Below are 25,294 nucleotides of genomic sequence, written 5' to 3'. Positions count from 1 at the left end.
GTTGTCTGGAGGCATGAACAAGACGATGAAGCGCCTGCTCATGGTCGTGGTCTCCGCGGTGCTGGCGGCGACGGGCGTGTCCGCCCCCGCCGTGGCCCAGCCGGCCGGCACGGGGGCTGACGGGGACATCCGGGCCAGGATCGCGGCGGTCCCCGGGATGCGGCTGCTCGGCGAGCGGCCGGGCGCCCCGGGTCAGACCGTGCTCGACCTGGCGTTCCGCCAGCCCGCCGACCACCGCCATCCCGGCCGCGGATCCTTCGAGCAGCGCATGACGCTGGTGCACAGGTCCGTGGAGAAGCCGATGGTGCTGTACTCCAGCGGATACGACCTGGGGTCGTCACCGCAGCGCCTGTCCGAGCCGGCCGAGCTGTTGGACGCCAACCAGATCACCACCGAGCAGCGGTTCTTCGGGACGTCGCGGCCCGAGGGGGCCGACTGGTCCACGCTCACCATCCGGCAGGCGGCCGCCGACCACCACCGGTTGATCACCGCGCTCAAGCAGCTGTACCGCGGCTCGTGGATATCGACCGGAGGCAGCAAGGGCGGGATGGCGGCCGTCTACCACCGGCGCTTCTATCCGACCGACGTGGCCGGCACGGTGGCCTACGGCGCGCCCGACAACACCGACGACCAGGACGACAGCGCGTACGACGCCCGACTGGAACAGCTCGGCACGGCCGCATGCCGAGACGCCCTGAAGTCGGCCCAGCGGCAGGCACTGGTACGCCGTGAGGCGATGACGCAGCGGTACGAGCGGTGGGCGGCCGAGGCGAAGGCCACCTTCCGGACCATCGGCAGCGCGGACCGTGCCTTCGAACTCGCCGTGCTGCGCCTGCCGATGATGTTCTGGATGCACCAGCCCGAAGGCAGCTGCGCGGCGGTTCCCCCGGCCGACGCGACGGACGACGCGCTCTACGCCTGGGTGGCCGAAGTGACCCAGCTACCCGTCTACACCGACCAGACGCTCCAGGCGTTCACCCCGTACTTCCACCAGCTCGGCACACAGCTCGGGTACGCGCACTTCGCCGCCCCGCACCTGGCAGACCTGCTGCGTCACCCCGGCGTCCAGGACGTCCGGTCCTACGTGCCGCGGGAGATCCCGCTGCGGTTCCAGGCCGGCGCGATGGCGGACATCGACCGCTGGGTGCGGCTCCACGGCACCTCCTTGATGTTCGTCAACGGCGAGAACGACATAGCAGTCGCGGAACCCTTCCGGCTCGGGAAGGGCACGCGGGACTCCTTCGCGTTCGAGGTTCCCGAGGGCAACCACCACGTATCCATCGGCGGTCTGCGTCCGGCCGACGGCGAACGGGCCAGGGCCGCCTTGCGCCGGTGGGCGGGAGAGCGGGTGGGCGCGGATGCGGGGGCTGGTGATCGATTGCTATAGCGTGCCCACGTCAATTGGACGACGTGCCTGATCGTTGAAGGATTCCCGTATGACCTATCCGCCGCAGCAGGGCCCCGGCCCGTACGGCCAGCCCGGCCCGTACGCACAGCAGCCGCAGGGGTACCCGCCCCAGCCCGGGTACGCGTATCCGCCGCAGCACGCCCAGCCGCCCTACGGCGGAGCGCCGCAGCAGCAGACGTACCCGCCCCAGCCGCACCTGCAGATGCAGCCGCCGCCCCAGCAGCAGTGGTCCGCACCTCCGGCCCCGCCGGCCCGCAGCGGGGGCATCGGCATCATGAAGATCCTCAAGGGCATCGGCGTCGTCGTCGTCCTCATCGCGTGCGCGGTGGGGTACTTCCTGAGCCAGGACGACGCGGACCACGCGGAGGTCGGGGACTGCCTGAAGAACAACGGGACCACCGCGGCGAGCCTGGACCTCCAGGTGGTCGACTGCGGTACGGCGGGCGCTGCCTACAAGGTGGTCGAGGTGATATCCGGAACGCTGGACACGCACCGCTGCGAGGGCAAGTCGGACCTGGGCTACTACGAGCAGACCAGGGGCTCCCGGCGCAGGTCGGGCAAGCAGTTCGTGCTCTGCCTCAACGAGGTCAAGAAGTAGCCGTCCGGCTCGGCAGGGGCCGGGGCTTCGCCGGGCGACCGGCGAAGCCCCGAGCGTGGTCACGGAGCCGGGTGGGGCGTCTGCCACGACGCCATCTGCTCCCGGAACTTCGGGCAGGTGACGATGTCCTCCTCGCCGCACTTCAGGGCATGCGTCAGGAGCTGATGGGCGTGGTCGAGGTCGACCATGCGCTGCTCGATCTCTGTGATCTTGGCGCGGATCATCGCCTCTCTGCGTGGCTGCTCCCGCTGGAACTCGCCGATCTCGACCAGGGTCAGCCCGGCCTGCTGGCAGGTGCGGAGCACCGTGATGCGCTCGGCGGCCTCCGGCGGATAGCGCCGCTGCCCGCTCACCCGCTCCGGCGTCGGCAGCAGGCCGTGGCGCTCCCAGTACCGGATGGCCGAGGCGGGCACTCCGGTGATCTCGGCGAGTCGGCCGATCGTCATGCGCACCTTTGGCCCCTCCTGCTCCTCGTCGGTTCCCGGCATTTGACTTGAACCTTAGTTCAAGTTGAAGAGTGGTCGGCACGTGGGCAGCGGCGAACGAGCGCCGCTGACAGCACCTTTGGAGATGCCGCCATGAGCGATGCAGTCGTACGGAAAGACCGGGCCGACCAACTGGTGAAGGCCGCGGAGAGCCTCTTCGCAGCCGGCGTGATGTCCCACTCCGGGCACGCCAACCTCAGCGTCAGGCTCGACGGCGAGCGCCTTCTGCTGACGCCCGGGTTCGTCCGCGGCCTGCGGCCCGAAGAGCTGGCGACCGTCGGCTTCGACGGGCAGGTCCTCGAAGGCGAGCTGCAGTCGGTCAGCGCCGAGATCATCGCGATGCACACCGCCGTGTACAGGGCCCGCCCCCACGTGGGCGCGATCATCCACACGCACTCGCCCTCCGCGACCGCCTTCGCCGTGGCGCACCGCCCGCTGCCCTGCCGCACCGAGCCGATGCTGCGCTTCGGGCAGGCCGAGGACGTCCCCGTGGTCCCCTGGGGGCCCCGCGGGTCGGACGTGTCGGTGCGCGGTATCGCCGAGGTGCTGGAACGGCGCCCGACGACGGCCGCGGTCCTCCTGGCCAACCACGGCCTCCTGGTGTTCGGCCCGGATGCGGCGGCCACCGCCCATCTGGTGGTGGCGATCGAGGAGAGCGCCGAAGCCGAGATCGCCGCCGCGGCGATCGGCGGGGCCGTGGACTTCCCCCCGGGCGCGCAGGAGGCCGTGCGCGCCGCGATCGCGCGGGCCGCGTCATGACGGACGACACCCTCGCCTCCCGTACGCAGGCCGTACGCGACCGGTACCGCTCCACCCTCGGCGCCGTTCCCGGCGGGGTGCAGCAGCGGCTGCGCCTGGCCGCGGAGTTCGGCCGGCTGCCGACGGAGGAGGCGCTGGCGGAGCTGCGCCACATCGTGCTCACCGACAATCCGCTGGGAGGGCGCGTGCAGCAGCTCGTCCACTTCGGGCAGCTGCTGGCCCTGGGCCGGGAACACCCCGCCCGTATCCACGCCCGGGGAGCACTCCACGCCGGAGCCGGCATCGCCGACCTCATCGGCGTCGCCGAGACCGCCCTCATCACCGCGGGCGTGCCGGCGTACGCACTCGGCACCGAGATCATCGCCGAGTTCCTGCCGCCCCAGGACGACGCCGAGGAGCGGGCGCCCGATCACGCGGGCGGCCGGGTCCGCCTCTGAGACGGAAGTCCCCGGCGAAGGGCAGGGCCGTCACCGCGGCACGGGCGCGGTGACGGCCCCCGGTGCAAGGGTCAGGTCAGCCCATGGAGTCGGCGAGCAGTGCGCCGACCAGATCGGCGAAGGCCTCCGGCGTGAGGACCTCGACGCCCAGCTCCGCGGCCTTGACCGCCTTCGAGCTCGGCTTGCCGTTGGCGGACGGTGCAGCGACCAGGATCGACGTCCTGGAGTTGACGCTGCTGCCCGCGCGCCCGCCGGCCTTCGCGATGAGCCCGTTCATCCCGGTCCGCCCGAGCCCCTCCAGCGGCCCCGTCATCTTGCCCGTCACCACGACGATTTTCCCGTCCAGCGGTCCCGGGCCCTGCGCGCCCGCCGGCTCCTCGGGCTCGGCCGTGTTGACGCCCGCCGCGATCAGCTTGTCGATGACCGGGCCCAGGGCCGCCACCTGCTCGACGATGACCGGCGCCTTCTCCGGACCGATCCCCTCCACGTCCTGCAGGGCGGCCGCATCGGCCTCCCGTATCGCCTGCATCGTGCCGAAGTGCCGGGCGATGCGCCGGGACATGCTGCGCCCGGTCCCCAGCACCCCCAGGGCGCAGAACATCCGGCTGAGGGGCCGGGACTTCGCGGCCTCGATCTGCTCGGCCAGCCTGGCACCCCGCTTGGCGCTGCCGGACGCGGCGGTGAGCTGCTCGACGGTGAGCGTGAACAGGTCGGCGACGTCGGTGACGGCTCCGGATTCGACCAGCGCCGCCACGTACGTCCTGCCGAGGCCGTCGATGTCGAGCATCTCGCGCCCGGCGGCGTACTCGATCAGCGCCGGGAGGGCGCACGAGGTGCCCTTCGCGCAGCGCCACCGCTCCTGGGCCCTGTCGATGTCTCCGCCGCAGCGCGGGCACGCCTCCGGCAGCGGTACCGGCTCCGCCCCGGCGGGCCGCAGCCCGACCACGGCCGCCCGGACGCGCGGGATGATGTCGCCCGCCTTGTACACCGTCACGGTGTCGCCGAGATGGAGGTCGCGACGGCGGATGTCGGCGGGATTGTGCAGGGTGGCCCGCGTGACGGTGGAGCCGTCGATCTCCACGGGCCTGAGGACCGCCGTCGGGGCCAGCACACCCGTACGGCCCACCTCCCACACGACGTCCTCCAGCACCGTCTGCCGCTCGACCGCGGGCAACTTGACCGCGATCGCCCAGTACGGGAACCGGCTGCCGAAGCCGACCGCTGCCTGCTCGGCCGCATCGTCGAGCTTGACCACCACCCCGTCGATGCCGACGGGCAGCTGCGCACGCAGGGCGGCGATCGCATCGACCCCCTCCTGCGCCCCGGCCAGATCGGCGACGACGCGGAGACCGGCCGCGGAGGCCGCCGTCGTCTGCACACCGGCCGCGGCCACGGCGGCGAGGGCCTCGGCATGCGTGGCACCGGCCGGCAGGAACGCTTCGCCGTCCAGTTCCACCGCACCGTACGCCCAGAAGGTCATCTGCAGCCGGTACGGCCGGTCCTTCGCCCGCAGCGTGCCCGCCGTCCCGTTGCGCGGATTCGCGAAGAGGGGTGCGCCGTGGGCGGCCCGTACCGTGTTCGCCGCCTCGAACTGCGCCTGGGTGAAGGCGACCTCTCCCCGGACCTCGACCGTGGCCGGCACGGCGAGCTGCTCGGGCAGGCCGTCGACCTGGCCGATGACATGGCTGACGTCCTCGCCGTGGCTGCCGTCGCCGCGGGTGATGACCTGTACGAGGCGACCCCCGCGGTAGCGGGCGGCCACGGCCGCGCCGTCGATCTTGGGCTCGACCGTGAACCCGCCCTCCGGGGCACGGCCCAGGCGCCGCCGGACGGACGCCCCCCACGCCAGCAGCCCCTCGGCGTCGAAGACGTTGTCCAGGCTCAGCAGGCGCGTGGTGTGCGCCGTGTCGCCGGCCGGCGCCGCACCGTCGGCGACCAGACCGGTCGGGGTGTCCTCGCCGACCTCGCCGGGATTCTCCTGCTCCCAGGCGAGGACGGCCAGTCTGAGCCGGTCGTAGGAGGCGTCGTCCAGGTCGCTGTCGCCGTCGCCGTAGTACGCCAGAGATGCCTCGCGCAGGCGCCGCAGCGCGGCCTCGTACCCGGCGCGGTCGGACAGGCTGAACAGCGCCTCATCGGCGGTGGAAATCGTCATGCAGCGATCTTCTCGCGGACCACTGACAACGGCGCCGGCGCTCCGGGGCCACCGCTCGGCACCGGCCCCGCTGAACCGTGTACACAGCCCGGTCGGCGGACTGGCATTCTGCTCCTGAGCCGGATCGAGGGGGGGAAGCACGGCGGGCCGAAGGGCCCGGCGGGCGCCCGCGGTCCGCGACCACGCTACTTCTCAGGAGGAGCCAGGTGAGTGTGAGTGGGCTGCGCGCGGGGGACCCGGAGCGGATCGGCGGGTTCACGCTCGTCGGCCGGCTGGGCGCAGGGGGCATGGGGGTCGTCTACCTGGCACGGGGAACGGACGGCCGCCTGGTGGCCCTCAAGCGGCTCCGCGAGGAACTCGCCGCCGACTCCGAGTTCCGGGCGCGCTTCCGCCGTGAGGCGGCGGCGCTGCTGCGCCTCCAAGGTGCCTGCACGGTGGCCGTGTTGGCGGTCGACGTCGAGGCGAGCACCCCGTTCGTCGTCATGGAGTACGTCCAGGGCCCGACCCTGGCGGAGCACGTCGGCCGGCACGGACCGCTGCGCGGCGACATGGCGCACGGCTTCGCCTTCGGGCTCGCCGAGGCGCTCGTGGCGATCCACCGGGCGGGGATCGTGCACCGCGATCTCAAGCCCGGCAACGTCCTGCTGTCGGGCGACGGCCCGAAGGTCATCGACTTCGGTATCGCGCAGGCCGCCGACGGGACGGCGCTGACCCGCACCGGCGTCGCCGTCGGCACCGTGGGCTACATGGCCCCGGAACAGGTCCGCGGACAGGCCGGACCCCCGGCCGACGTGTTCGCCTGGGCGATGACCGTCGCCTACGCCACCACCGGCCGGCCGCCCTTCGGCACCGGACCGTCCGAAGCGGTGCTCTACCGGGTGCTGCACGACGAACCCGATCTCGACGGGGTGCCCGCCCGTCTGAAGCCACTGCTGACGTCGGCCCTGGCCAAATCACCCGAGCGGCGGCCCGATCCGGGCCACCTGCTCCGCGAACTGGCCGGCGCCCCGCACCCGGGAACGGCCACCGACCTCGACGCCGTGGGCACCGTGCTCGCCACGGCGTGGCAGATGCCCGTCAAGGACGGACCGCCGGCGTCACGGCTGAGGCAGCGCGCCACCCAGGCGGCCGCCGCGGCGGCGGTGGTGCTCGTGCTCTCGACCGCGGGCGTCCTCTGGGCGGCGCTGGACGGCCACGGACGCTCGACGGCCTCCGGGGCCGCCGGTGCGACCGTGACTCCGGGCCGGCCGGCGAGCACGGCCCCCACCTCGCCCCCGACGAGATCAGCACCCCCCGCCGGCGCCGAACCGGGACCCCCCTCGGCGGCCTCCCCGACGACGACGGCGCCGTCCCCGCCGGGGGCGAACCAGGCCCCTCCACCGACGCCGGCACCGACCGCGGTCCAGGGCTCGATCACCAACACCCACAGCGGACTGTGCATCGACACCAACGGCCCGCAACGCCCCGGGCTCGACGTGGTGCTCCGCACGTGCGGGTTCTTCAGCGGGCAGATCTGGCACCACGACCGCACGAGCGGGCACCTCGCGAACACACCCAGCGGCCTGTGCCTCGACACGAACGGGCAGCCGGCCGCCGGCGTCGCGGCCGTGCTCAACCCCTGCGGCTCCTACACCGGCCAGCAGTGGCGCTACGACGCCGACGGCAGCAGGTTCGTCAACCCCGCGAGCGGCCTGTGCCTGGACACGGCGGGGCCCCCGGCGGTCGACCTCGCCCTGGTCCTCAACCCCTGCGGGAACTACACCGGCCAGCTCTGGCGGCTCTGAGCTCTCAGCCGGACGGGAGGGTGACGGACCGGACGTTCCAGCCGGCGACGCGTACGCGGGGGGAGGCGTGCGAACCGGCCGTCCTCCTGTAGGTGGCCTTCACGGTGGCGGATTCACCCGGCCACAGGCTGATCTGGTTGTCGTCCCACCGGACGGGCAGCAGGGGGGCCGTCCCGTCCGCGGACAGCAGGTCCACGTCGGTGAACAGGGCCGGGGCGTCGGTGCCGCCCGGGTGGCGGAGGGTCACGGTCGTCGTCGCGTTCCCGGCCGGGGCGTCCTGCGTCGTGGCGGCCGTCACCCGCAGGGCCACCTGCGGCATGGCGTTCAGGCCCGTCAGGTCGGCGTAGGCGGTGGTCGGGGTGTGGTACCAGTCGGTGCGGGCGTAGTCGAGGACGTCGTCGCGCGTGGACAGCCAGTAGACGTTGCGGCTCACCTCCCGGCCGGCGGAGTCGGTGAGCAGCAGCCGGGCCAGGTACGTCCCCGTCAGGCCGGGCACCGTCGCCGGGAGGGTCAGCGAGGTGGTCGTCACCTGGCGGGCCCCGACACCGACACCGGTCACCGTGCGGTCGTACGCCCGGGTCCCGTCGGTGGTGAAGAGCGTCGCCCGGGCGTTCAACCCCGAGACGGCGGTCATGCGGTTGTTGACCACGCTGACCGTGCGGTTGTCGTAGCCGTACTGGATGTGGAGCGGTTCGTTGGCCTTCTTCGCGCCGAAGTAGGCCCCGTTCTGGTCGAGGTAGCGGTCGATGAGCTGCCAGTGCAGCGAGGTCCAGCCGCTGTTGAGCATCCAGTGGACGACGCCGGTCGCGGGGGCGGTGGCGTCCCCGGCGTTGCGGGAGTACGCCTCGAACTGCGCGCGGACGTTCTCGTACTGGGCGAGCTGGGCCTTGCGCACGTAGTCGCCGAGGTCGGCCGGGGCTCCGTAACGTCCGGCGAGCGCCGCGTTGGACAGCGCGAGCGTCGAGAACGCGGCCGAGGGGGAGCGGTGGTACTGCTCGGCGGACGGTTGCCTCCACAGGCTCTCCAGCTCCTGCGCCGTCAGCATCCGCCGCAGCGTGTCGAGGGTCGGGATGCTCGGACCGGCGCTGGTCTCGGAGTTGAAGCCGGTGGCTCCCCCCTCGCGCTTGTCGTACCAGTAGCCGGGCGGAACCCAGTCGTACGGGCCGGTCATCCGCATCCCGGAGGGGCCGGTGAGGGGTGCCGGCTCCCCGGACGCGGAAGGGACCACGGGCAGGTTCCAGTCGGCGGCCCGCAGTGCCTCGAGGTACTCCGCCTCGATCTCGGCATCGGGCGCCGCGTCGCTGCCGATCAGGAACGAGATCACGCTGGGGTGGTCGCGCAGCCGGGCCGCTTCGGCGGCCATCGACGCCCGGGCGACCGCGTGGTCGGCGGCGTCCCACCGCTCCCCGGACTCGGCCGGGTTGACCTCCCCTTCCCACTTGTCGCAGCATTCCCACCCCGGAAGCACGAGGATCCCGTACCGGTCCGCGAGGTCGAAGAACTCGTCGGGCTCGAGGTGGCCCTCCAGACGCAGCGTGTTCAGGCCCAGGTCGCGCACGTACCGCATGCGGTCCTCGGCGTACCCGGGGTCCCAGCGCAGGAACTCGTCGGGGGACCAGGCCGCGCCCTTGACCAGCAGCGGGCGGCCGTTGATCCGGTACCGGCGGGCGCCGTCGGCATGGACCGGTGCCTGTACGGCGCGGATCCCGAAGGCGGTGTGGGCGGTGTCGGAGGCGACACCGTCGACCGTCACGCGCAGGTCGAGGTCGTACAGCGGCTGCCCGCCCGTTCCGGCCGGCCACCATACGCGCGGCGAGGGCAGGTGCAGCCCGGGGTGGTCGGCGGGGGAGAAGACCACGGTCCGGCTCTCCCCGGGGGCCAGCGTCACCCGCCGGCTGAAGGCCGCAGGTCCGGCGGTGCCGGCGAGCAGCGCCGTGACGGTGTCGGACGAGTCGTTGCGCAGGAGGGCCTTGACGGTCAGATCGGCGGAGGCCAGCGCGGGCAGGGCCAGGCGGGTGACGACGTGGGCGTCCCGCAGGGCCACCGCGCCGCTGCGGCGGACCACGACGTCGCGGACGATGCCCATGTTCGCGTCCGGCGGCGCCTGCAGCCAGTCCAGCCAGCCCGTGGTCAGGTGCTTGCGCGGGTCGTTGGGCTGGACCCGGAAGGCGACCGTGTTGGCGCCGGGCCTGATCAGGGCGGTGATGTCGAACTCGTGCCGGGTGTAGGTCCCCGCGACCTCGTCGGACGTGGCGATCCGACGGCCGTTGACGAAGACGTCGGCGGCCGAGGTCACCCCGCTGACGTCCAGATGCGTACGGGTGCCCCGGCCGCCGGCCGTGAAGTCGGACCGGTACCACCAGGGGACCGCGAAGTCGGCGCGGGGGATCAGCTTCTGCCGGGTCGAGCGGAACGGGTCGGGGTGGACGCCGGCCGCCAGCAGGGCCGCGAGGACGGTGGAGCGCGGCCCGGCCCGGTACCAGCCGGTCGTCGGATAGCCGGGGCTGGACACCTCGGCCGCCGCGTCCGTCACCCGGGCGGTCGACTGGATCATGAACCCGGTGAGCGGTGTGCCGCTGTCGTCCGCGGCGGTGGCCGCCGGAGCGGGAGCCGCCCGGCCGGAAGAGCCGGCCGGGGCGGGAGCGGGAGCCAGGAGGACGAGCAGGAAGACGAACAGGAAGACGAGCGGGCAGACCAGCAGGCCGGCGGGCGCGGCGGCGCGTAACCGGCCGGACCCCCCGGCCCGGCGGTGCCACGGGCGGCCGCCGGGCGGGACGGACGGGACCGGGGACCCCGGCAGTCCCCTCATTTGAGGCCGCTCAGCATCACGCCGCGGATGTAGTGCTTCTGCAGCAGCAGGAAGAGGAGCAGGACCGGCAGGACGCTCAGGACGAGACCGGCCATGACGATCGGCATCGTGCGGGTGGGATCCACGTAGTCCTGCAGGAGCTGGATGCCGACGGGCAGGGTCATCACAGCCGGGTTGGCGGTCGAGACGAGCAGCGCCCAGATGTACTCGTTCCAGGCGCTGACGAAGGTCAGCAGGCCGAGCGTCAGCACGACCGGCCTGGTCTGCGGCACGACGATCCGCCACCACACGGCGAACTCGCCGGCCCCGTCGATGCGCGCGGCCTCCAGGACCTCGTCCGGGATCGAGACCATGAACTGGCGCATCAGGAAGATCCCGAATCCGTTGACGAGGAACGGCACGGCGAGCGCCGCGATGCTGACGGTCAGGCCTGCGCCGCCGCGTCCGAACAGGTCGTTGCCGCCCGCCAGCGGCCAGTGCACCAGGATCAGGAAGTGCGGGATGAAGAAGAGGAACGGGGGGAACATCATCGTCGACAGCACCAGACGGAAGATGACCTGCCGCCCGGGAAAACGGAGTTTGGCGAGGGCGTAGCCGGCGAGCGACGACGTCAGCAGCACCGACCCGGTGATCACGGCAGTGGCGATGACGCTGTTGCGGAAGAGCACCGGCAGATCCAGCTGGTCCACCGCCGCCCGGTAGTTCGACAGGTCGAACGCCTGCGGCAGGAACCGGTACGGCAGCGTGCCCGCCTCCCCGGCCCCCTTGAACGACGTCATCACCATGTCGAGGAACGGCACCACCGTGAGCACGGCGCCGGTCACGACCACCAGGTACGAGAACCACGGGAAGCGGCGGCGGATCATGCGTCCTCCCCCTTGCGCCGGAAGATCCACAACTGCACCAGGGTGACCCCGAGGACGACCGTGAACAGCACGAACGCGGCGGCGCTCGCAGGGCCCCACCGGCCGTAGGAGAAGGCCTGGCGGTACATCTCCAGGGCAGCCACGTCGGTCGCGCCGCCCGGCCCTCCCTTGGTCATCACGATGATCAGCGCGAAGGACTGCAGACCGCTGATGAGCTGGGTGATGCACACGAGCAGCAGGGACGGCCGCAGCAGCGGCAGCGTGATCTTCCGGAAGACGGTGACCGGCCCGGCGCCGTCGAGCGCTGCCGCCTCGTAGTACGACTCCGGGATCGACTTCAGCCCCGCGGTCAGCACCAGGATCGCCGAGCCGACCGAGGCCCAGGCCTGGACGACCACGACCGCCGGCAGTGCGGTCGCGGGATCCTGGAGGAAGGCCACCGAGCCGAGCCCGAGGGCGTTGAGGACGCCGTTGACGAGGCCGCCCGGCTCGTACATGTACTTCCACACGTTGCCGACGGCGACGACGGTCGTCACGATCGGCAGGAAGTACAGGGTGCGCCACAGGCCCTGGAACCGCAGGTTGTCGATGCAGGTGGCGACGACCACCGAGCCGGCGAGCGCGAGGACCACGGTCCCCAGGGCGAACAGCAGCGTGTTGGTGAGGATCGGCGCCAGGAACGTCGATCCGTCCGCGAACAGGTCCCTGAAGTTGGCCGTGCCGACCGGCTGGATGTCCCCGAGGTCGAAGCCCGCCCAGCGGGACGTCGACAGCAGCAGCGCGAAGCCGAGCGGCAGGATCAGGAAGACGGCGAAGAACAGCAGCGTCGGCGCCAGGAAGAGGTAGGCGACGACGACCTGGCGGCGCCGGGTCCGGGCGCGGCCGTCGACGGCCGGCCCGGCGGAGGGCGCGGCGGGCGCCGCCGGCTCGGCCGTCGTCGGCGTCAGGGTGTTCACCATGAGCGCGACATCTCCCGGTCGACCTGGCGGCGAGTGGTGCGCAAGGCCTGGTCGACCGACTGCTGGCCGGTCCACAGCGCCTCGATGTTCCTGCGCAGCAGTGACTTGGCCTGTTGCGCGCCGGGTGCGTTCGGCTCCGGCACCGAGTACCCCAGCGCGTCCAGGAAGGGCTGCAGGTTCGCGTCGCCGTGCGCGCCCAGGAGCGTGCGCATGTCGTCCGAGCGGCCGGTCAGGGAACCCACCGACACCTGCAGCGAGCTCATCCGGGTCGCCCTCCCGCCCCCCGCGGCGCCCTTGACGTCCACCTTCTCGGTGTTGAGCCAGCGCAGGAACTCCCACGCCGCCCCCGGGTTCCTGCTGGCCGCGTTGACCCCCAGCATGAAGCCGGTGGAGAGCGTGGCGCGCTTGCCGCCCGCCTCGGGAAGCGGCAGCGGCGCCACGCCGACGTCGCGGTAGTCCTTGCCCATCAGCTCCTTCAGGCTCCCGGTCCACCAGCCGGCGCTGACCACCATGGCGACCTGCCCGGACCGGAACGCCTGGTAGACGTTGATGCCGGGGGCGCTCGCACCTGCGGAGACCAGGCGGTGCTCCAGATCCAGCACGGCCCGCCCGGCCGGCGAGTCGATGGCGGTGCTCCTGCCGTCCCGGGAGACGAACGTGCCGCCGGCGGCGTGGAGCAGGGCGAGCGTCTGGCCGACGGTGGTGGAGTCGTCGGCCGTCGACAGCCCGAAGCCCTGCACCAGCGTGTTGCCGTACCGGTCGCGCCTGGCGGTGCGGTAGGCGGTCTCCTCCAGCTCCCGCCAGGTGCGCGGCGGACCGTGGACGCCGGCTTCGCGCAGCAGCCGCTTGTTGTAGTAGAGGGCGTACGTCTGCACCTCGGTCGGGTACCCGTGGACCCGGCCCCCCACCGACACGGCGTCGACCGCGGCCCTGCCGTAGCCGCGCACGATCTCCTCGGCGTGCTCGGGCGGAGCGGGCCGGAGGACTCCCGCCTGGACCAGTTGGCCGTTCCACAGGCAGTACGGGTGGAGGATGTCGGCGCCCTGCCCTGCGGCCTGCCGGACCATGAAGGTGGTCAGCAGGTCCGTGAACTCGACCGCCTCGGTGCGTACCTTCACCCGGTCGTGGGTGGCGTTCCACTCGTCGACCGGGCGCTGCAGGGCCGCCTTGAGCACCCCGCTGGCGTAGTGCGAGAGCAGGGTGAGGACGATCGGATCGCCGGGCCGCCCGGTTCCCCGGTGCGGTGCGGAGCATCCGGCGGCGAGCAGCACCGGCGGCAGCGCGAACGCGAAGCGGCGGCGGCTGACGCCGCCGGTGCTGCGCGCCGGCGTCATCGAGCGGCCTCCCGGCGCATCACGTGGAACACGCGGGTCGTGGTGAAGCCGGTCTTGCGGTACATGTGGCCCGCCGGCGACTGTGCGCCCGTCCACAGGAACCACGCGGAGTGCGCGCGGCGGGCCCGCATCCTCTCCAGGACCAGGTGCAGGAGCACCTCCCCGAGTCCGGTGCCGCGCATCTCCTCCAGCACGCCGATCGGGCCGAACCGCTCGTCCACCGCGTCGAACGCGCCGTGCATCGCCCAGCCGACCATGCGCTGCGCCGGGTCCCGGGCGACGACGATCCGGTCCGGCGGCGTGCCCGCGGCCAGACAGGACCGGATGGTGCACGCCCAGTCCGGACCGAAGTGGTTCCCGGCGAGCGCGAAGAGGTCCACCAGATCGTCGTCGGAGGGGGTGGCGAACCGGTAGCCCTGCGCCGTCAGCTCCTCCACCCGGCGCGCCACGTCCTCGGGGAAGCGGTAGCCGACCAGGCCCCGGTCCATCGCGGCCGCCTCGTACAGGGTGCGAAAGCCCAGCGATCCGAGCAGCCGGGCCGCTTCCGGGTACGCCTCGACGTCCAGGCCGGGAAGGACGTAGTTCGGGGTGTACGAGGAGAAGTCCACCCGGGTGCGGCCGCGGCGGTGCAGCCAGTCCAGGGCGTCGGTCAGCAGCCGGCGGCCGAGGCCGCGGCCGCGGGCCGCCGGGTCGACGAAGAAGAACGGGATCCAGCCCTGCTCCGGCTCCAGGTCGGTGCCGGACATCGGGGTCAGACGGTGCACCGCGTAGGCCGCACCGACGACACGCCCGCCCGCGACGGCGACCCGCAGGCCCTCCGGATCGAAGTTGGCGTCGAGCAGCACCAGCGAGCGGAAGCGGTCCGCGGTGATGGAGTCGGCGGGCGCACTGCGCCGCCACACCTCCACCACCTGCGGTCCGTCGCCCGCCCGGAAGCCGCGGATGTCGGCCCGGGATGTCGTCGTCCGATCGGTCATCGGCGGGGTGGTCCTTCCGTACGCAGGCGCCGGTGCGGCAGCCGGTCTCAGGGGTAGAGCAGCACGTCGCCGCCGGCCCACCGGCCGGGCGGCGCCGGCGGATCGCACAGCGGCAGCGGGTCGTCCCCCGCGTCGACGGTGCGCCGCAGCCGGTCGGACCCCCAGAGCAGGTCGATGAAGGGGCGCCGGTCGCTCCCCCCGCCCTCGCCGTCGGCGCGCCACGCGAAGCGGTCCGGGTACAGCCGGCGCAGCGTGCCGAGCATCGCCACGGCGGTGCGCACCGGGGCGAAGGACTCGCGGTCGGTGACGTGGAGCTGGACCCCGCGCAGCAGCTGCCCGGTGTGCTTGTGGAACGTCGGGACGAACCGCAGCTCGCGGAAGCGCACCCCGGGCAGGTCCAGTTCGGCGAGGGCGGGCGCGAACCGAGCGTCGACGTACGGGGCCCCGACGATCTCGAAGGGCTGCGTCGTGCCCCGGCCCTCCGAGAGGTTCGTGCCCTCGAACAGGCAGGTGCCCGGGTAGACGGTGGCCGTGGCGGGCGTCGGGATGTTCGGCGAGGGCGCCACCCAGGGCAGGGCGGTCGCCTCCGCGTCCATGGCGCGCCGCCATCCGGCGGCCTCGATCACCTCGAGCTCCGCCGGGCACCCCGCCGCCCGGGGGACGACCGAGGCGTTGAGGTACCGCGCGAGCTCCCCGCAGGTGAGCCCGTGCCGGACCGGCACTGCGGCGCGCCCGACGAAACTGGCCCACGCCGGGTCGAGCAGCGGGCCCTCGCTGACGAGTCCCCCGAGGGGGTTGGGCCGGTCGGCGACCACGAACCGCACGCCCGTGCGGGCTGCCGAGACCATCAGGTCGCACATGGTCCACACGTAGGTGTAGAACCTGGCCCCGATGTCCTGCAGGTCGTACACCAGGGCGTCGACACCGCTGTCGAGCAGCAGTTTGTCGAGGAGTTCACCGGTGCACCGGTAGGTGTCGTGGACCGGCAGACCGGTGGCCGGGTCCGTACGGGATGCCTCGCTCTCGCCGGCCTGGCCCGTCCCGTACAGCCCGTGCTCGGGGCCGAACAGGGCGACCAGCCGCGCGCCGGCCTCGAGCAGGGCGGGCGCGGCCGGGCGCAGGTCGGGCAGGACACCGGTGTGGTTGGTCACCAGCCCCAGGCGGCCGGGCCCGGCGAGGGCCGGCGACGCGTGCAGTCGTGCGATCCCGGTCGTCACCGCGGCGCGGTCGTGCGTGCTCATCCTGTGCCCCGTCTGCCCGGGGGTGTGGGCTGTTTGGTGGTGCTGGGGGTGGGGGTCGGCTTGCTGGGGTCTGGGCGCTGGTGAAGGATCAGTTTGCCGGATACACCGCGAATGTTTCGGGATGTCAGGTTTCGCGGTGTGCCGTCCGTTGTGCGCCCGACTGCGTGAGGAGTGGTCATGGAAGAGAGCCCGCTCAGCCGACGACGGCTGTTGTGGGGCGCTGCCGGAGCGGCGGGTACGGCTCTGGCCGCTGCCGGGCTGTCCCAGCTGGTGGGGCCCGGGGGGAAGGAGGCCGGTCCGGCGCGTCCCGTGCGCACGGCGGGCCCCGCCGCCGCGCCGGCCGCCCGGCAGCGGCGGGACACCACGGTGGACTACGCCCCCGCCGTCTGGGTCGAGGCCTGCGACGAGAACTACCTGTCGGCCGACCGCCCCGAGGACTATCCCATCGACTACGTCGTCATCCACCTGACGACGGACGTCCTGCCGCGCATGCTGCGCATGTTCCAGGACCCCAGCGAGAAGGTGTCCGCGCATTACGTGATCAGCTCGACCGGCACGCGGATCGCCCAGTGCGTGCGCGAGCGCGACGTCGCCTGGCACTCCGGCAGCGTCTGGTACAACCACCGCAGCATCGGCATCGAACACGAGGGGTGGATCGACCAGCCGGTCTACTCCGACAAGATGTACGAGGCGTCTGCCGTGCTCACGGCCACGATCTGCGCCAAGTACGACGTGCCCATCGACCGGGACCACATCATCGGCCACGTCGAGGTCCCGCAGGCCTCGCACGAGGACCCGGGACCCGTGTGGAACTGGGACAAGTACATGAAGCTCGTCGAGAGCGCCCGCCGGCGCATGAAGACCTGACACCGCCTCGGCCCCGGTCATGCGGGTTTGCCGTCGCCGTAGAGCCAGGAGTTCCAGATCGGACCGAGGTCGCGGCCGGTCTGGGACTGCGCGTAGGCGGTGAACTCCTCCGTCGAGGCGTAGCCGTGGCGGTGGCGCAGGGTCCAGCCCCGCACCAGGGCGTCGAAGGCGTCGTCGCCCACGGCCCGGCGGATCTTGTGGATCACCATCGCGCCGCGCACGTACACCGGCTGGCGGGAGATGTCCGCCGCGGTCGGCGGCTGGGCGGGCGGGAAGTCCCACTCGTCGTCGTCCGCGGCCTTGGCGTGGTTGCGGTCGAAGTGCTCCTGGGCGGTGGCCCCGCCGTGGTCCTCGGTCCACAGCCACTCGGCGTACGTCGCGAAGCCCTCGTTGAGCCACATGTCCCGCCAGGTGCGCGGGGTGACGGAGTCGCCGAACCACTGGTGGGCCAGTTCGTGCACCACGTTGGTGGTGTGGAAGATGGCGGCCGGGATGGTGGGCCTGGTCTGGGTCTCCAACGCGTAGGGCACGTCGGCCGCCTGGTCGACGATCAGCCCGGCCGCGGAGAAGGGGTAGGGGCCGAACCGCTCCTCGGCCCATTGCATGATCTCGGGGAACCGGCCGAGGACCGCTCCGTCCTCGTCCACCCCCGCGGTCGTGTCCACCGCCGAGACGACGGGGATGCCCGACCGGGTGCGCGAGGTCTTGATGTCGTAGCTGCCGATGGCCACGGTCGCCGCGTAGCTGGCCATGGGCTCGGCCTGGTTCCAGTGGAAGGTGGTGCGGTCTCCGCTGGTGCGCTGTTCGAGCAGCCGGCCGTTGGAGACGGCCTGGACTCCCTTGGGGACCGTGACGGTGATGTCGTAGGAAGCCTTGTCCGAGGGGTGGTGGTTGCCCGGGAACCAGGACATCGAGCCCGTCGGCTCGCCGAAGGCGACCGCTCCGTTGTCCGTCCTCAGCCAGCCTTCGCGCCACCCGTGGTCGTGGGTGACGGCCTCCGGCGTGCCCGCGTACCGCACCACGCTGCGGAAGGTGCTGCCCTTCCTCAGGTGGTCGTGCGGCAGGAGGGTCAGCTCCTGCCCGTCCTGCCGGAACCCGGCCGTGCGGCCGTCGACCGTGGCGCTCAGGACTTTCAGGCCCAGCAGGTCGAGGTTGAAGGCGCTCAGGTGCTCGGTCGCCTTCGCGGTGATCTCCGCGGTGCCCTCCAGGCGGCCGCTGCCGGGGTCGTAGTCCAGGGTCAGGCCGTAGTGGGTGACGTCGTAGCCGCCGTTGCCGAGCTCCGGGAAGTACGGGTCGCCCGCGCCCGCCGCGGCAGGGTGTCCGCCCCGGAACGCCGGGCCGGCGACCCCTGTCCGCGCCGTGTCCGCGCCGGTGGGGGCAGCCGCGCCGGCGCCGCCGGACTGCGAGCACGCGGGGAGCGCGGCGAGCAGTCCCGCAACCGCGAAGGCGGCCGGACGTCCGTAGGTCTTCACCCGGCCGATCATGACTCAGCGCCCCGCCGCCCCGGCCTCGCCACGCCGCGGACGACCCGGATGCCGCCGCGTGAAGGCCGCCGCGCGCGGGGACGGCGGGCCCCGCACCGCGGGCGCTTGCTGCTTTCGGGTGGGCCGTACGGCCGGGGGCGTGGCCGAACGGGCCGGCGGGTGCGCCGTCGCCTAGAAGACAGACAGCACGAGGCGGCGTGTCGGCGGAGGCGGTGGGCATGGGAAGCGGACGGCAGCGGAGCGGCTCCGCGGGGCAGGCGGGGGGAGGCACGCAGGCCGCTGCGGGCGGACCCGAGCGCAGACACGTCCTCGGGATGGCCGCGGCCTGCCTCGCCGGGTGCGGGCTCCTCGGCGCCGGACCGGCATCGGCGGCGGCGGAGGCGGCGCGCGGCCGGGACTCCGGGGCGCGCGCGGCGCCGAAGGCGGCCGGCGGGCTGGACGTGGCCGCGGAGAACTCCCGCTCCGGGCACGCCGACTGGCGCATCACCCGCACCGGTTCCGCCCGGGCGGTCGAGGGCTTTGCGAGCCGGGTCAGCGTCCTGCCGGGGGAGCCGCTCGACCTGCACGTGTCGACCACCGCCGAGGCGTTCACCGTCTCGGCCTACCGGATGGGCTGGTACGCAGGAGTACGCGGCAGGCTCGTGTGGCGCTCCGGCCCGCTGCCGGGGGTTCGCCAGGCAGCGGCCCGCGTCGTTCCGGCCACGCGCATGGTCACCACCGACTGGCGGCCCTCGGTGCGGTTGGACACCACGGGCTGGCCGGAGGGCTGCTACCTGCTGCGGCTGGACACCGCCGACGGCAGGGCCCAGCGGTACGTGCCGGTGACCGTCCGGTCCTGCTCCACCGCGGGCCGCCTCGTGGTGGTCAACTCCGTCGCCACCTGGCAGGCGTACAACCGCTGGGGCGGCGCGGACCTGTACAAGGGGGCGACGGGCAAGAAGGCCTCGCGGTCCCTGGCGGTCTCCTTCGACCGCCCGTACCAGAGCGGCCGGGGCGCGGGGCAGTTCCTGCTCTACGAGGCACCGCTGCTCGCCCTGGCCGAGCGGATGGGGCTGCCCCTGGCCTACGTGACCGGCGTGGACGTGGCGCGTGACCCCGCCCTGCTGTGCGGGGCGGTGGGCGTGGTGTCCCTCGGGCACGACGAGTACTGGAGCCCGGAGCAGCGGCTGCACGTCACCCGGGCCCGCGACGCCGGCACCAACCTGGCGGTGCTGGGGGCGAACTGCTGCTACCGGCGCATCCGGCTCGAGGCCTCGGCCCTGGGCGCGGACCGGACGGTGGTGTGCTTCAAGGAGGACTACGCCGACGACCCCGGGTACCGGGCCGGGCTGCCGCCCACCAACGACTTCCGGCGCGCCCCGTTGTCCGATCCGGAGAGCGCACTGCTCGGGGTGATCTACGACGGCTATCCGGTGGACGCGCCCTACGTGGTGTCGGAGCCCGACCACTGGCTGCTGGCCGGGACCGGCGTGCGCCGCGGGCAGTCCTTCCCGCACCTGGTGGGTGTCGAGTACGACCAGGTGAAGACGGGTTATCCCACCCCCCGCCCGATCCAGGTGATCGCCCACTCGCCCGTGGTGTGCAAGAAGCGCCGGGCCCATGCCGATTCGGCCTACACGACGCTGCCCTCGGGGGCGGGCGTCTTCGCGACCGGCACGATGAGGTGGGTGGAGGCGCTGGATGCCACCGGCCCCGGCGGCAAGGGAAACCACGGCCTGGACGCCGGCGCGGGGGCCTTCACCAGGAGGGTCACCGAGAACCTGCTGCGCGCCTTCGCCCGAGGCCCGGCGGGCTTGGTGCGGCCCGCCGAGGACAATCTGACGGCCTATTACCCCGGAGCCCCGGCGGCGACCGGCGGCGTGTGACCGGCACTTCCATCCCTTCGTACCTTAATGTCGGGAATCAACTTGTAAATCCGCTTTGGGAGTGTGTCGTGCGACGGCTGACCCTCACGCTGGCCCTGGCGTCCACCCTGGTGCTGGGCTCGCTGCCCGCCGCCGGAGCCGTGTCGGCCGACGACCCGGCGGCGCCGACTGCCGGCCGCCACGGCACGAACTGGCTCATCGTCGGGATCGACAGCCGCGAAGGCCTCTCCGCTGCCGAGAAGCGGCGGCTCAGCGTCGGAGGCAAGGGTTGCAACTGCACCGACGTGATGATGCTGGTGCACCTCTCCGAGGACGAGCGCCGTGCAAGCATCGTCTCCCTGCCCCGCGACTCCTACGTGGAATACGCCGAGACCACGCAACCCGCCCGCAAAGGCAAGATCAACGGCGCCTACGCCCTCGGGCGCGGCCCGCTGGCCGTCGCCACCGTCGAAAAGGCCACCGGACTGCACGTCGACCACTACCTCGAAACCGGGTTCACCGGCTTCGAGCAGGCGATCAACGGGCTCGGCGGCGCTGTCGTGTGCACCGACAAACCGCTCCAGGACGTGAACTCCGGCCTCGACATCACCGCAGGCGTCCACCACACCGACGGCCGCGGCACCCTCCAGTACGTCCGCGCCCGGCACATCAACCGCCCGGGAGACCTCGGCCGGGTGCGGCGGCAGCAGCGCATGGTCTCCGACCTGCTGGCCAAACTGCGGGCCGAGGGAGCCCTCGCCGGTCCGGCCGCCACCTTGGCCACGGCCCGGAAGCTGCTCGCGTCCGTCCGCACCGACGACCGCACCGGCCTCTGGGACGTCGTCCGCATCGGATGGAAACTGGGCCGCATGGATCCGTCCCGGACCGAGTTCGCGACCGTCCCCATCACGGACTTCGACCACCGGGTCACCGGTGTCGGCTCCACCCTGATCTGGCACGAGGACCGCTCGCGGGCCCTGTGGGCCGCGCTCGCCGCGGACCGGCCCTTCACGGGCGACACCCGCGTCCAGCCCCGGCCCGCCGACCTCGTTCCCACCAACCCCGCCGGCGTCAAGGTCCGCGTCGACCACGCCGCGGTGGCCGCGGCCCTGCGCGCGGCCCGGTTCGCCGTCACCGACACCTCCGCCGCGGCGCCTGCCGTACGCCACTCGGGGCCGCCCGTCATCCGCTACGCCCCCGGCCGGGAGGACGACGCCGCCACGCTCGCCATGGCCTTGCCGGGCGCGCGGAAGGAGGTCGTCGCCCAGCACGACGCCGTCTTCGACGTCCTCGTCGGCACGGCCCCGGTCGGCGTCCGGAAGGTCACCTACGACCGCAACGTCGCCGAGGGGGCCCCGGTGACCGGAGACCACCTCGGCTGCGTCGGCGAAGGCCACCCGCCGACCCCCGCCGGGGCACCCGCCTCCGCTCCCTGAGCGCTACGCCGCTGACCCGGGGGTGAGGGGTGCCGGTGCGGGGGTGCCGTAGAAGGTGATCGCGGACCAGCCGTGGTTCTGGGCGATCCTGTTGAGGGCGTCGGCGAGCTCGATGGGAGGGATGTCGTAGGAGGCCGGGGCGTCCATGACGGAGACGCTGAAGGTGATTACCAGTTCACCGCCGACTCCGGCGACGACCCCGGTGCCCTTGAACTGCGTTCCGCGGGGAAACGCGGGTGCGGCCTGGGTCCCCTGCGCCGCGGTGGCCGGGGTCGTGCCGGCCTTGCCGGACTCCCCGGCCGGCGCCTGTGCCGCCAGGGCGGGCCCGCCGGAAGCCAGGGCCGCCCCTGCCGCTGCCGTTCCCGAGTACCCGAGCAGTGAGCGCCGCGATATCCCGGACATGGTGTGCCTCCGTGGTCGTGGTGGGGATGGGGGTGTCGCGAGCCGGCGAACCGCTGCGACGGCCGGGCCAACGTAGCGGCCCCTCGGGGGATCGGGCGGTTTCTTCCTGCACACCCGCGGCGGCCGGCGGTTTCAACCGCCCCAGTGACGGCCCGCTCGCCCCCCTCGGTCCCGCTCGCCTACCGGCAGGAGGTGAGCCGCGCCAGCAATAACGTACAGTGTACGTAATTGATGAAGGGGGAACGATGTCATCACGCATGCCCTATGCCGGTGCCGACGCCGGGGACCGGGGCGCGGCCCGCGCCGAAACCACCGCCGGATCGGCCTGGGTCCCACCTGCCCGGAAGCCCGCGCTGTCCTCGCGGATGATGAGGGCGACCTGGCGCCGCCTGCCGCCCCGACGGCACGAGGCCGGTTGGGAGCCGGGGCTGGAGGTACCGGCCGCCGACGGAAGCCCGTTGATCACCGACCACTACTTCCCGCGCGCGGAGGGGGATTTCCCGACCCTCCTGGTGCGCTCGCCCTACGGCCGGGGCCTGCCCTGGTCCGCCATGTACGGCCTGCTCTTCGCCGAGCAGGGCTTCCACGTGGTCCTGCAGAGCTGCCGAGGCACAGGCGGCTCGGGCGGCGCCTTCCACCTGTGGCGCAACGAGGCGGCCGACGGCCGGGCCGCGGTGGCCTGGCTGCGCACGCAGCCCTGGTTCAACGGGACACTGGGCACCGTGGGTCCCAGCTACCTGGGATACGTGCAGTGGGCCCTCGCCCTGGACCCGCCGCCCGAACTCAAGGCCATGGTGGTGCAAGTGGGGCTGCACGACCCCCACGCCCTCTTCCACGCGAACGGCGCCCTGCACCTGGAGAACGCCCTCGCCGTCGGCGCAGGCATGACGTACCAGCACCAGGGCATGGCGCCCTTCCTCAGGGCGACGCTGCGCCTGCAGCGCCGCCTTCGCGAGGTGACCACCGCCCGGCCGCTGCGCGGGGCGTACGCATCCGCCCTGGGATGCGAAGTTCCCTGGCTGGACGAGGTGTTGGCCCACCCGGACGCCGATGATCCGCACTGGCGCGGTGCGTCGACGGCCGAGTCGGCGGACCGGCTCGCGGTCCCCACGGCCCTGATCACCGGATGGCACGACGTGCTGGCCGACCAGACCTTCGAGCAGTACGACCGGCTGCGCCGGGCCGGATGCGACACCGCCCTGCTCGTCGGCCCCTGGACCCACACCTCCGCCCTCCAGCAGGGCTGGCCCGAGGTGTTCGCCGAAAGCCTCGCCTGGCTGCGCGCCCACCTGTACGCCGACCCCGGCGACCGGCGGCCCACGAGGGTCCGCGTGCACATCGGCGGCGAAGGCGCCTGGCGGGACCTTCCCGACTGGCCGCCGGCCGCGGCCGCCACCGCCTGGCACCCCGCCCCCGGCGGACACCTCATCCGGCAGGCCCCCACGGGCTCCGCACCGCTGACCGCCTTCCGCTACGACCCGGCCGACCCCACCCCCTCCCTCGGCGGTCCGCTGCTCTCCCGCACCGCCGGCCCGCGCGACAACAGCACCTTGGAGGCACGCGACGACGTCCTGACGTTCACCGGCCCGCCGCTGGCCGAGCCCCTGGACGTCCTGGGCCCGGTTTCCGCGCGGCTGAGCATCTCCACGGACACCGGTCACGCCGACGTCTTCACCCGCCTGTGCGACGTGGACCCCCAGGGCCGTTCCGTCAACATCTGCGACGGGCTGGGGAGCCTTCGGACCGACAGGCAGGAGCCGTCGCGGATCACCGTGCCGATGAGCTCGACCGCCCACCGTTTCGCCGCCGGCCACCGCATCCGCTGGCAGATCAGCGGAGGGGCCCACCCTCGCTACGCCCGCAACCCCGGCACCGGGGAGTCCCCGGTGGACGCCACGGACCACGTGCCGGTCCGCATCACGCTCCACGCGGACTCCGCGCTCCTGCTCCCGACGCCCGCGCCGGGCTCGGATTCCGGCTCTGCGGGAACCGGCTGACGGCCGACCGGCCGCCCCGCCCCGCCGGCGCAGCGGCCGTCACGTCTGCCGTGGCGGCGGGGCGTGCGCGGGCGGGGTGGTACGGGGCAGTCGCGTGGCGGTGGCCAGGCCGATGAGGGCGGTGAGGGCGAGGACGGCCATGGCGGCGGCGTAGGCGTGCCGGGTGAGGTTCGCGACGAGGATGGTGCCGGCGATGGCCGTGCCGAAGGAGGAACCGAGGTTGGAGACGCTGCGGGACAGGCCGGAGATCTCTCCCTGCTGGTCCTCGGGAAAGGCGGACTGGACCACGTTCACGGACGGCGTCAGCATCACGCCCAGGCCCAGGCCGATCAGCAGCAGGCCGGGAGCGAACGCCCAGGGGCTCGGGGAGCCGGCGACCAGGCTGATCAGGGCGCCGACGCCGACGACGGCCAGGGCGAACCCCGCGATGATCAGGGTGCGCTGGGGGAGGCGTTCGGCGAGGCGTTCTGCGGCGAGGGAGGACACGAGCAGCCCGAAGGTGGCCGCGGTGAAGATCACGCCCGTCTCGATGGCGTCGTAGCCGCGTACGACCTGCAGGTAGGTGGCGACGGTGAACGACGTGCCCATGAGCAGCAGCCACTGCGCGTTCTGGGTGACGAGGCCGAGGTTCGAGGTGCGGTTGCGGAAGAGGCCGGTGGACAGCAGCGGTTCCGTTCCGGCCCGTTCCTCCCGGCGGATCCAGTACACGAACCAGGCCAGGACGAGGAAGCCGGCGGCGAGCAGGCCGAGCATGAGCCACGGGTTGTTGTCGGCGGCCAGGATGCCCATGACGATCAGGACGAGTCCGCCGGCGGACAGGACGGCGCCGCCGACGTCGAAGTGCCGGTCCGGCTCGGGCGGCAGGGGATCGGTGATCGACCGGCTCAGAGCGATGATCAGCGCGATCACCAGGGCCTGGAAGACGAATGCGGCGCGCCAGCTGATCGCGGAGGTGATCAGCCCGCCGATCAGCGGGCCCGCGGCCGCTCCCACGCCGCCGGCGGCCATGATGACGCCGAACGCGCGCGCCCGCGAGGTCAGGTCGGTGAACAGCAGCGTGGTGAGGATGTAGACCGGCGGGATGAGCAGGGCCGTTCCGACGCCCTCGAGGATGGAGTTGCCGAGGATCAACACGCCCAGGCCGGGCGCGGCGGCGCTGAGGAGCGCGCCGAGGCCGTAGACGGCCAGGCCCGTGAGGAAGCAGCGCTTGCGGCCGAACCGGTCCGTCGCCTTGCCTCCGGGGATCATGAGGGCGGCCATGACCAGCAGGAACACGGTGATGGCGACCTGCACCCCCTGCACGGTGGTGTCCAGGTCCCGACTGATGTCGTTGATCATCACGTTCATGTTCGACCCGGCGAAGCTGCAGATGAACTGCGCCAGCGCGAGCGGTGCCAGCATGCGCGAGCCGGCCTTCGACCGGGCGGGTCCGGGGGGTCGGTTGACGGCGGGGTC

At 73.0% G+C, this 25,294-nt stretch carries 20 protein-coding genes; 9 read left to right on the top strand and 11 right to left on the bottom strand.

Annotated elements, in window-relative coordinates:
- Positions 1–13 precede the first annotated feature (13 nt).
- A complete protein-coding gene (locus AB0953_RS13150; protein ID WP_366859535.1) occupies positions 14–1,387 on the top strand; it encodes a S28 family serine protease in 1,374 nt (457 codons plus the stop codon).
- 49 nt (positions 1,388–1,436) lie between these two features.
- Positions 1,437–2,006 carry a hypothetical protein gene (locus tag AB0953_RS13145; RefSeq protein WP_366859534.1) on the top strand — a complete coding sequence of 190 codons (570 nt, stop codon included), beginning with the start codon at positions 1,437–1,439 and terminating at the stop codon, positions 2,004–2,006.
- A 59-nt stretch (positions 2,007–2,065) separates the two neighbouring features.
- Here the strand turns inward: AB0953_RS13145 and AB0953_RS13140 are convergent, their stop codons facing one another.
- Positions 2,066–2,494: a MerR family transcriptional regulator gene (locus AB0953_RS13140; protein ID WP_366859533.1), complete on the bottom strand. Its 429-nt coding sequence runs from the start codon at positions 2,492–2,494 to the stop codon at positions 2,066–2,068.
- 90 nt (positions 2,495–2,584) lie between these two features.
- Between AB0953_RS13140 and AB0953_RS13135 the strand changes: the two genes are divergently transcribed.
- Entirely contained in the window at positions 2,585–3,250 is a 666-nt protein-coding gene (locus AB0953_RS13135; RefSeq protein WP_366859532.1) for a class II aldolase/adducin family protein, read from the top strand.
- Positions 3,247–3,687, top strand: coding sequence for a carboxymuconolactone decarboxylase family protein (locus tag AB0953_RS13130; RefSeq protein WP_366859531.1), 441 nt, complete (start codon positions 3,247–3,249; stop codon positions 3,685–3,687). Before AB0953_RS13135 ends, AB0953_RS13130 begins: the two co-directional genes overlap by 4 nt.
- 76 nt (positions 3,688–3,763) lie before the next feature.
- On the opposite strand, the gene ligA is transcribed toward AB0953_RS13130, so the two are convergent.
- Positions 3,764–5,839 carry an NAD-dependent DNA ligase LigA gene (gene ligA, locus AB0953_RS13125; protein ID WP_366859530.1) on the bottom strand — a complete coding sequence of 692 codons (2,076 nt, stop codon included), beginning with the start codon at positions 5,837–5,839 and terminating at the stop codon, positions 3,764–3,766.
- A gap of 206 nt (positions 5,840–6,045) precedes the next feature.
- On the opposite strand from ligA, the gene AB0953_RS13120 reads away from it, so the two are divergent.
- Positions 6,046–7,623, top strand: a complete 1,578-nt coding sequence (locus AB0953_RS13120; protein ID WP_366859529.1) for a serine/threonine protein kinase — start codon at positions 6,046–6,048, stop codon at positions 7,621–7,623.
- A 4-nt stretch (positions 7,624–7,627) separates the two neighbouring features.
- Here the strand turns inward: AB0953_RS13120 and AB0953_RS13115 are convergent, their stop codons facing one another.
- The 6 genes from AB0953_RS13115 to AB0953_RS13090 are packed head-to-tail and all read right to left on the bottom strand — an operon-like array spanning position 7,628 to position 15,809.
- Complete coding sequence (locus AB0953_RS13115; protein ID WP_366859528.1) at positions 7,628–10,432, bottom strand: exo-beta-D-glucosaminidase; 2,805 nt, start codon at positions 10,430–10,432, stop codon at positions 7,628–7,630.
- Positions 10,429–11,298: a carbohydrate ABC transporter permease gene (locus AB0953_RS13110; protein WP_366859527.1), complete on the bottom strand. Its 870-nt coding sequence runs from the start codon at positions 11,296–11,298 to the stop codon at positions 10,429–10,431. The genes AB0953_RS13115 and AB0953_RS13110 overlap by 4 nt, the downstream gene beginning before the upstream one ends.
- A complete protein-coding gene (locus tag AB0953_RS13105) occupies positions 11,295–12,257 on the bottom strand; it encodes a sugar ABC transporter permease (RefSeq protein WP_366859526.1) in 963 nt (320 codons plus the stop codon). The genes AB0953_RS13110 and AB0953_RS13105 overlap by 4 nt, the downstream gene beginning before the upstream one ends.
- The gene (locus AB0953_RS13100) at positions 12,251–13,591 is read right to left on the bottom strand and encodes an ABC transporter substrate-binding protein (protein WP_366859525.1); all 1,341 of its coding nucleotides are present in this window, start codon (positions 13,589–13,591) and stop codon (positions 12,251–12,253) included. Before AB0953_RS13100 ends, AB0953_RS13105 begins: the two co-directional genes overlap by 7 nt.
- On the bottom strand, positions 13,588–14,568 hold the full coding sequence (locus AB0953_RS13095; protein ID WP_366859524.1) for a GNAT family N-acetyltransferase: 981 nt from the start codon (positions 14,566–14,568) through the stop codon (positions 13,588–13,590). The genes AB0953_RS13100 and AB0953_RS13095 overlap by 4 nt, the downstream gene beginning before the upstream one ends.
- Positions 14,569–14,615: 47 nt before the next feature.
- A complete protein-coding gene (locus tag AB0953_RS13090; RefSeq protein WP_366859523.1) occupies positions 14,616–15,809 on the bottom strand; it encodes a DUF1343 domain-containing protein in 1,194 nt (397 codons plus the stop codon).
- A 177-nt stretch (positions 15,810–15,986) separates the two neighbouring features.
- On the opposite strand from AB0953_RS13090, the gene AB0953_RS13085 reads away from it, so the two are divergent.
- Positions 15,987–16,676, top strand: coding sequence for a peptidoglycan recognition family protein (locus AB0953_RS13085; RefSeq protein WP_366859522.1), 690 nt, complete (start codon positions 15,987–15,989; stop codon positions 16,674–16,676).
- 17 nt (positions 16,677–16,693) lie between these two features.
- Here AB0953_RS13085 and AB0953_RS13080 read toward each other — a convergent pair whose 3' ends face one another.
- Positions 16,694–18,148 carry a M1 family metallopeptidase gene (locus AB0953_RS13080; RefSeq protein WP_366859521.1) on the bottom strand — a complete coding sequence of 485 codons (1,455 nt, stop codon included), beginning with the start codon at positions 18,146–18,148 and terminating at the stop codon, positions 16,694–16,696.
- Positions 18,149–18,378: 230 nt separating this feature from the next.
- Here AB0953_RS13080 and AB0953_RS13075 point away from each other — a divergent pair, with 230 nt between their 5' ends.
- Positions 18,379–20,025 (top strand): N,N-dimethylformamidase beta subunit family domain-containing protein, encoded by a 1,647-nt coding sequence (locus AB0953_RS13075; RefSeq protein ID WP_366859520.1) that lies wholly within the window; start codon positions 18,379–18,381, stop codon positions 20,023–20,025.
- A 68-nt stretch (positions 20,026–20,093) separates the two neighbouring features.
- Positions 20,094–21,440 (top strand): LCP family protein, encoded by a 1,347-nt coding sequence (locus AB0953_RS13070; RefSeq protein ID WP_366859519.1) that lies wholly within the window; start codon positions 20,094–20,096, stop codon positions 21,438–21,440.
- 3 nt (positions 21,441–21,443) lie between these two features.
- Here AB0953_RS13070 and AB0953_RS13065 read toward each other — a convergent pair whose 3' ends face one another.
- Positions 21,444–21,842 (bottom strand): twin-arginine translocation signal domain-containing protein, encoded by a 399-nt coding sequence (locus AB0953_RS13065; RefSeq protein WP_366859518.1) that lies wholly within the window; start codon positions 21,840–21,842, stop codon positions 21,444–21,446.
- Between the two features lie 368 nt (positions 21,843–22,210).
- Between AB0953_RS13065 and AB0953_RS13060 the strand changes: the two genes are divergently transcribed.
- A complete protein-coding gene (locus AB0953_RS13060; RefSeq protein WP_366859748.1) occupies positions 22,211–23,839 on the top strand; it encodes a CocE/NonD family hydrolase in 1,629 nt (542 codons plus the stop codon).
- Between the two features lie 39 nt (positions 23,840–23,878).
- On the opposite strand, the gene AB0953_RS13055 is transcribed toward AB0953_RS13060, so the two are convergent.
- Positions 23,879–25,240, bottom strand: coding sequence for an MFS transporter (locus AB0953_RS13055; RefSeq protein WP_366859747.1), 1,362 nt, complete (start codon positions 25,238–25,240; stop codon positions 23,879–23,881).
- Positions 25,241–25,294: the final 54 nt, after the last annotated feature.

This window comes from Streptomyces sp. NPDC046866, assembly GCF_040704625.1.
Classification (GTDB): Bacteria; Actinomycetota; Actinomycetes; order Streptomycetales; family Streptomycetaceae; genus Streptomyces.
This window is presented reverse-complemented; position numbering and strand designations above follow the sequence as displayed.

Excerpts from the sequence above, each read along its gene's own strand:
- AB0953_RS13150 (WP_366859535.1), top strand. The coding sequence starts at position 14 with ATGAACAAGACGATGAAGCGCCTGCTCATGGTCGTGGTCTCCGCGGTG.
- AB0953_RS13145 (WP_366859534.1), top strand. The coding sequence starts at position 1,437 with ATGACCTATCCGCCGCAGCAGGGCCCCGGCCCGTACGGCCAGCCCGGC.
- AB0953_RS13140 (WP_366859533.1), bottom strand. The coding sequence starts at position 2,494 with ATGCCGGGAACCGACGAGGAGCAGGAGGGGCCAAAGGTGCGCATGACG.
- AB0953_RS13135 (WP_366859532.1), top strand. The coding sequence starts at position 2,585 with ATGAGCGATGCAGTCGTACGGAAAGACCGGGCCGACCAACTGGTGAAG.
- AB0953_RS13130 (WP_366859531.1), top strand. The coding sequence starts at position 3,247 with ATGACGGACGACACCCTCGCCTCCCGTACGCAGGCCGTACGCGACCGG.
- ligA (WP_366859530.1), bottom strand. The coding sequence starts at position 5,839 with ATGACGATTTCCACCGCCGATGAGGCGCTGTTCAGCCTGTCCGACCGC.
- AB0953_RS13115 (WP_366859528.1), bottom strand. The coding sequence starts at position 10,432 with ATGAGGGGACTGCCGGGGTCCCCGGTCCCGTCCGTCCCGCCCGGCGGC.
- AB0953_RS13110 (WP_366859527.1), bottom strand. The coding sequence starts at position 11,298 with ATGATCCGCCGCCGCTTCCCGTGGTTCTCGTACCTGGTGGTCGTGACC.
- AB0953_RS13105 (WP_366859526.1), bottom strand. The coding sequence starts at position 12,257 with ATGGTGAACACCCTGACGCCGACGACGGCCGAGCCGGCGGCGCCCGCC.
- AB0953_RS13100 (WP_366859525.1), bottom strand. The coding sequence starts at position 13,591 with ATGACGCCGGCGCGCAGCACCGGCGGCGTCAGCCGCCGCCGCTTCGCG.
- AB0953_RS13095 (WP_366859524.1), bottom strand. The coding sequence starts at position 14,568 with ATGACCGATCGGACGACGACATCCCGGGCCGACATCCGCGGCTTCCGG.
- AB0953_RS13090 (WP_366859523.1), bottom strand. The coding sequence starts at position 15,809 with ATGAGCACGCACGACCGCGCCGCGGTGACGACCGGGATCGCACGACTG.
- AB0953_RS13085 (WP_366859522.1), top strand. The coding sequence starts at position 15,987 with ATGGAAGAGAGCCCGCTCAGCCGACGACGGCTGTTGTGGGGCGCTGCC.
- AB0953_RS13075 (WP_366859520.1), top strand. The coding sequence starts at position 18,379 with ATGGGAAGCGGACGGCAGCGGAGCGGCTCCGCGGGGCAGGCGGGGGGA.
- AB0953_RS13065 (WP_366859518.1), bottom strand. The coding sequence starts at position 21,842 with ATGTCCGGGATATCGCGGCGCTCACTGCTCGGGTACTCGGGAACGGCA.
- AB0953_RS13060 (WP_366859748.1), top strand. The coding sequence starts at position 22,211 with ATGAGGGCGACCTGGCGCCGCCTGCCGCCCCGACGGCACGAGGCCGGT.
- AB0953_RS13055 (WP_366859747.1), bottom strand. The coding sequence starts at position 25,240 with ATGCTGGCACCGCTCGCGCTGGCGCAGTTCATCTGCAGCTTCGCCGGG.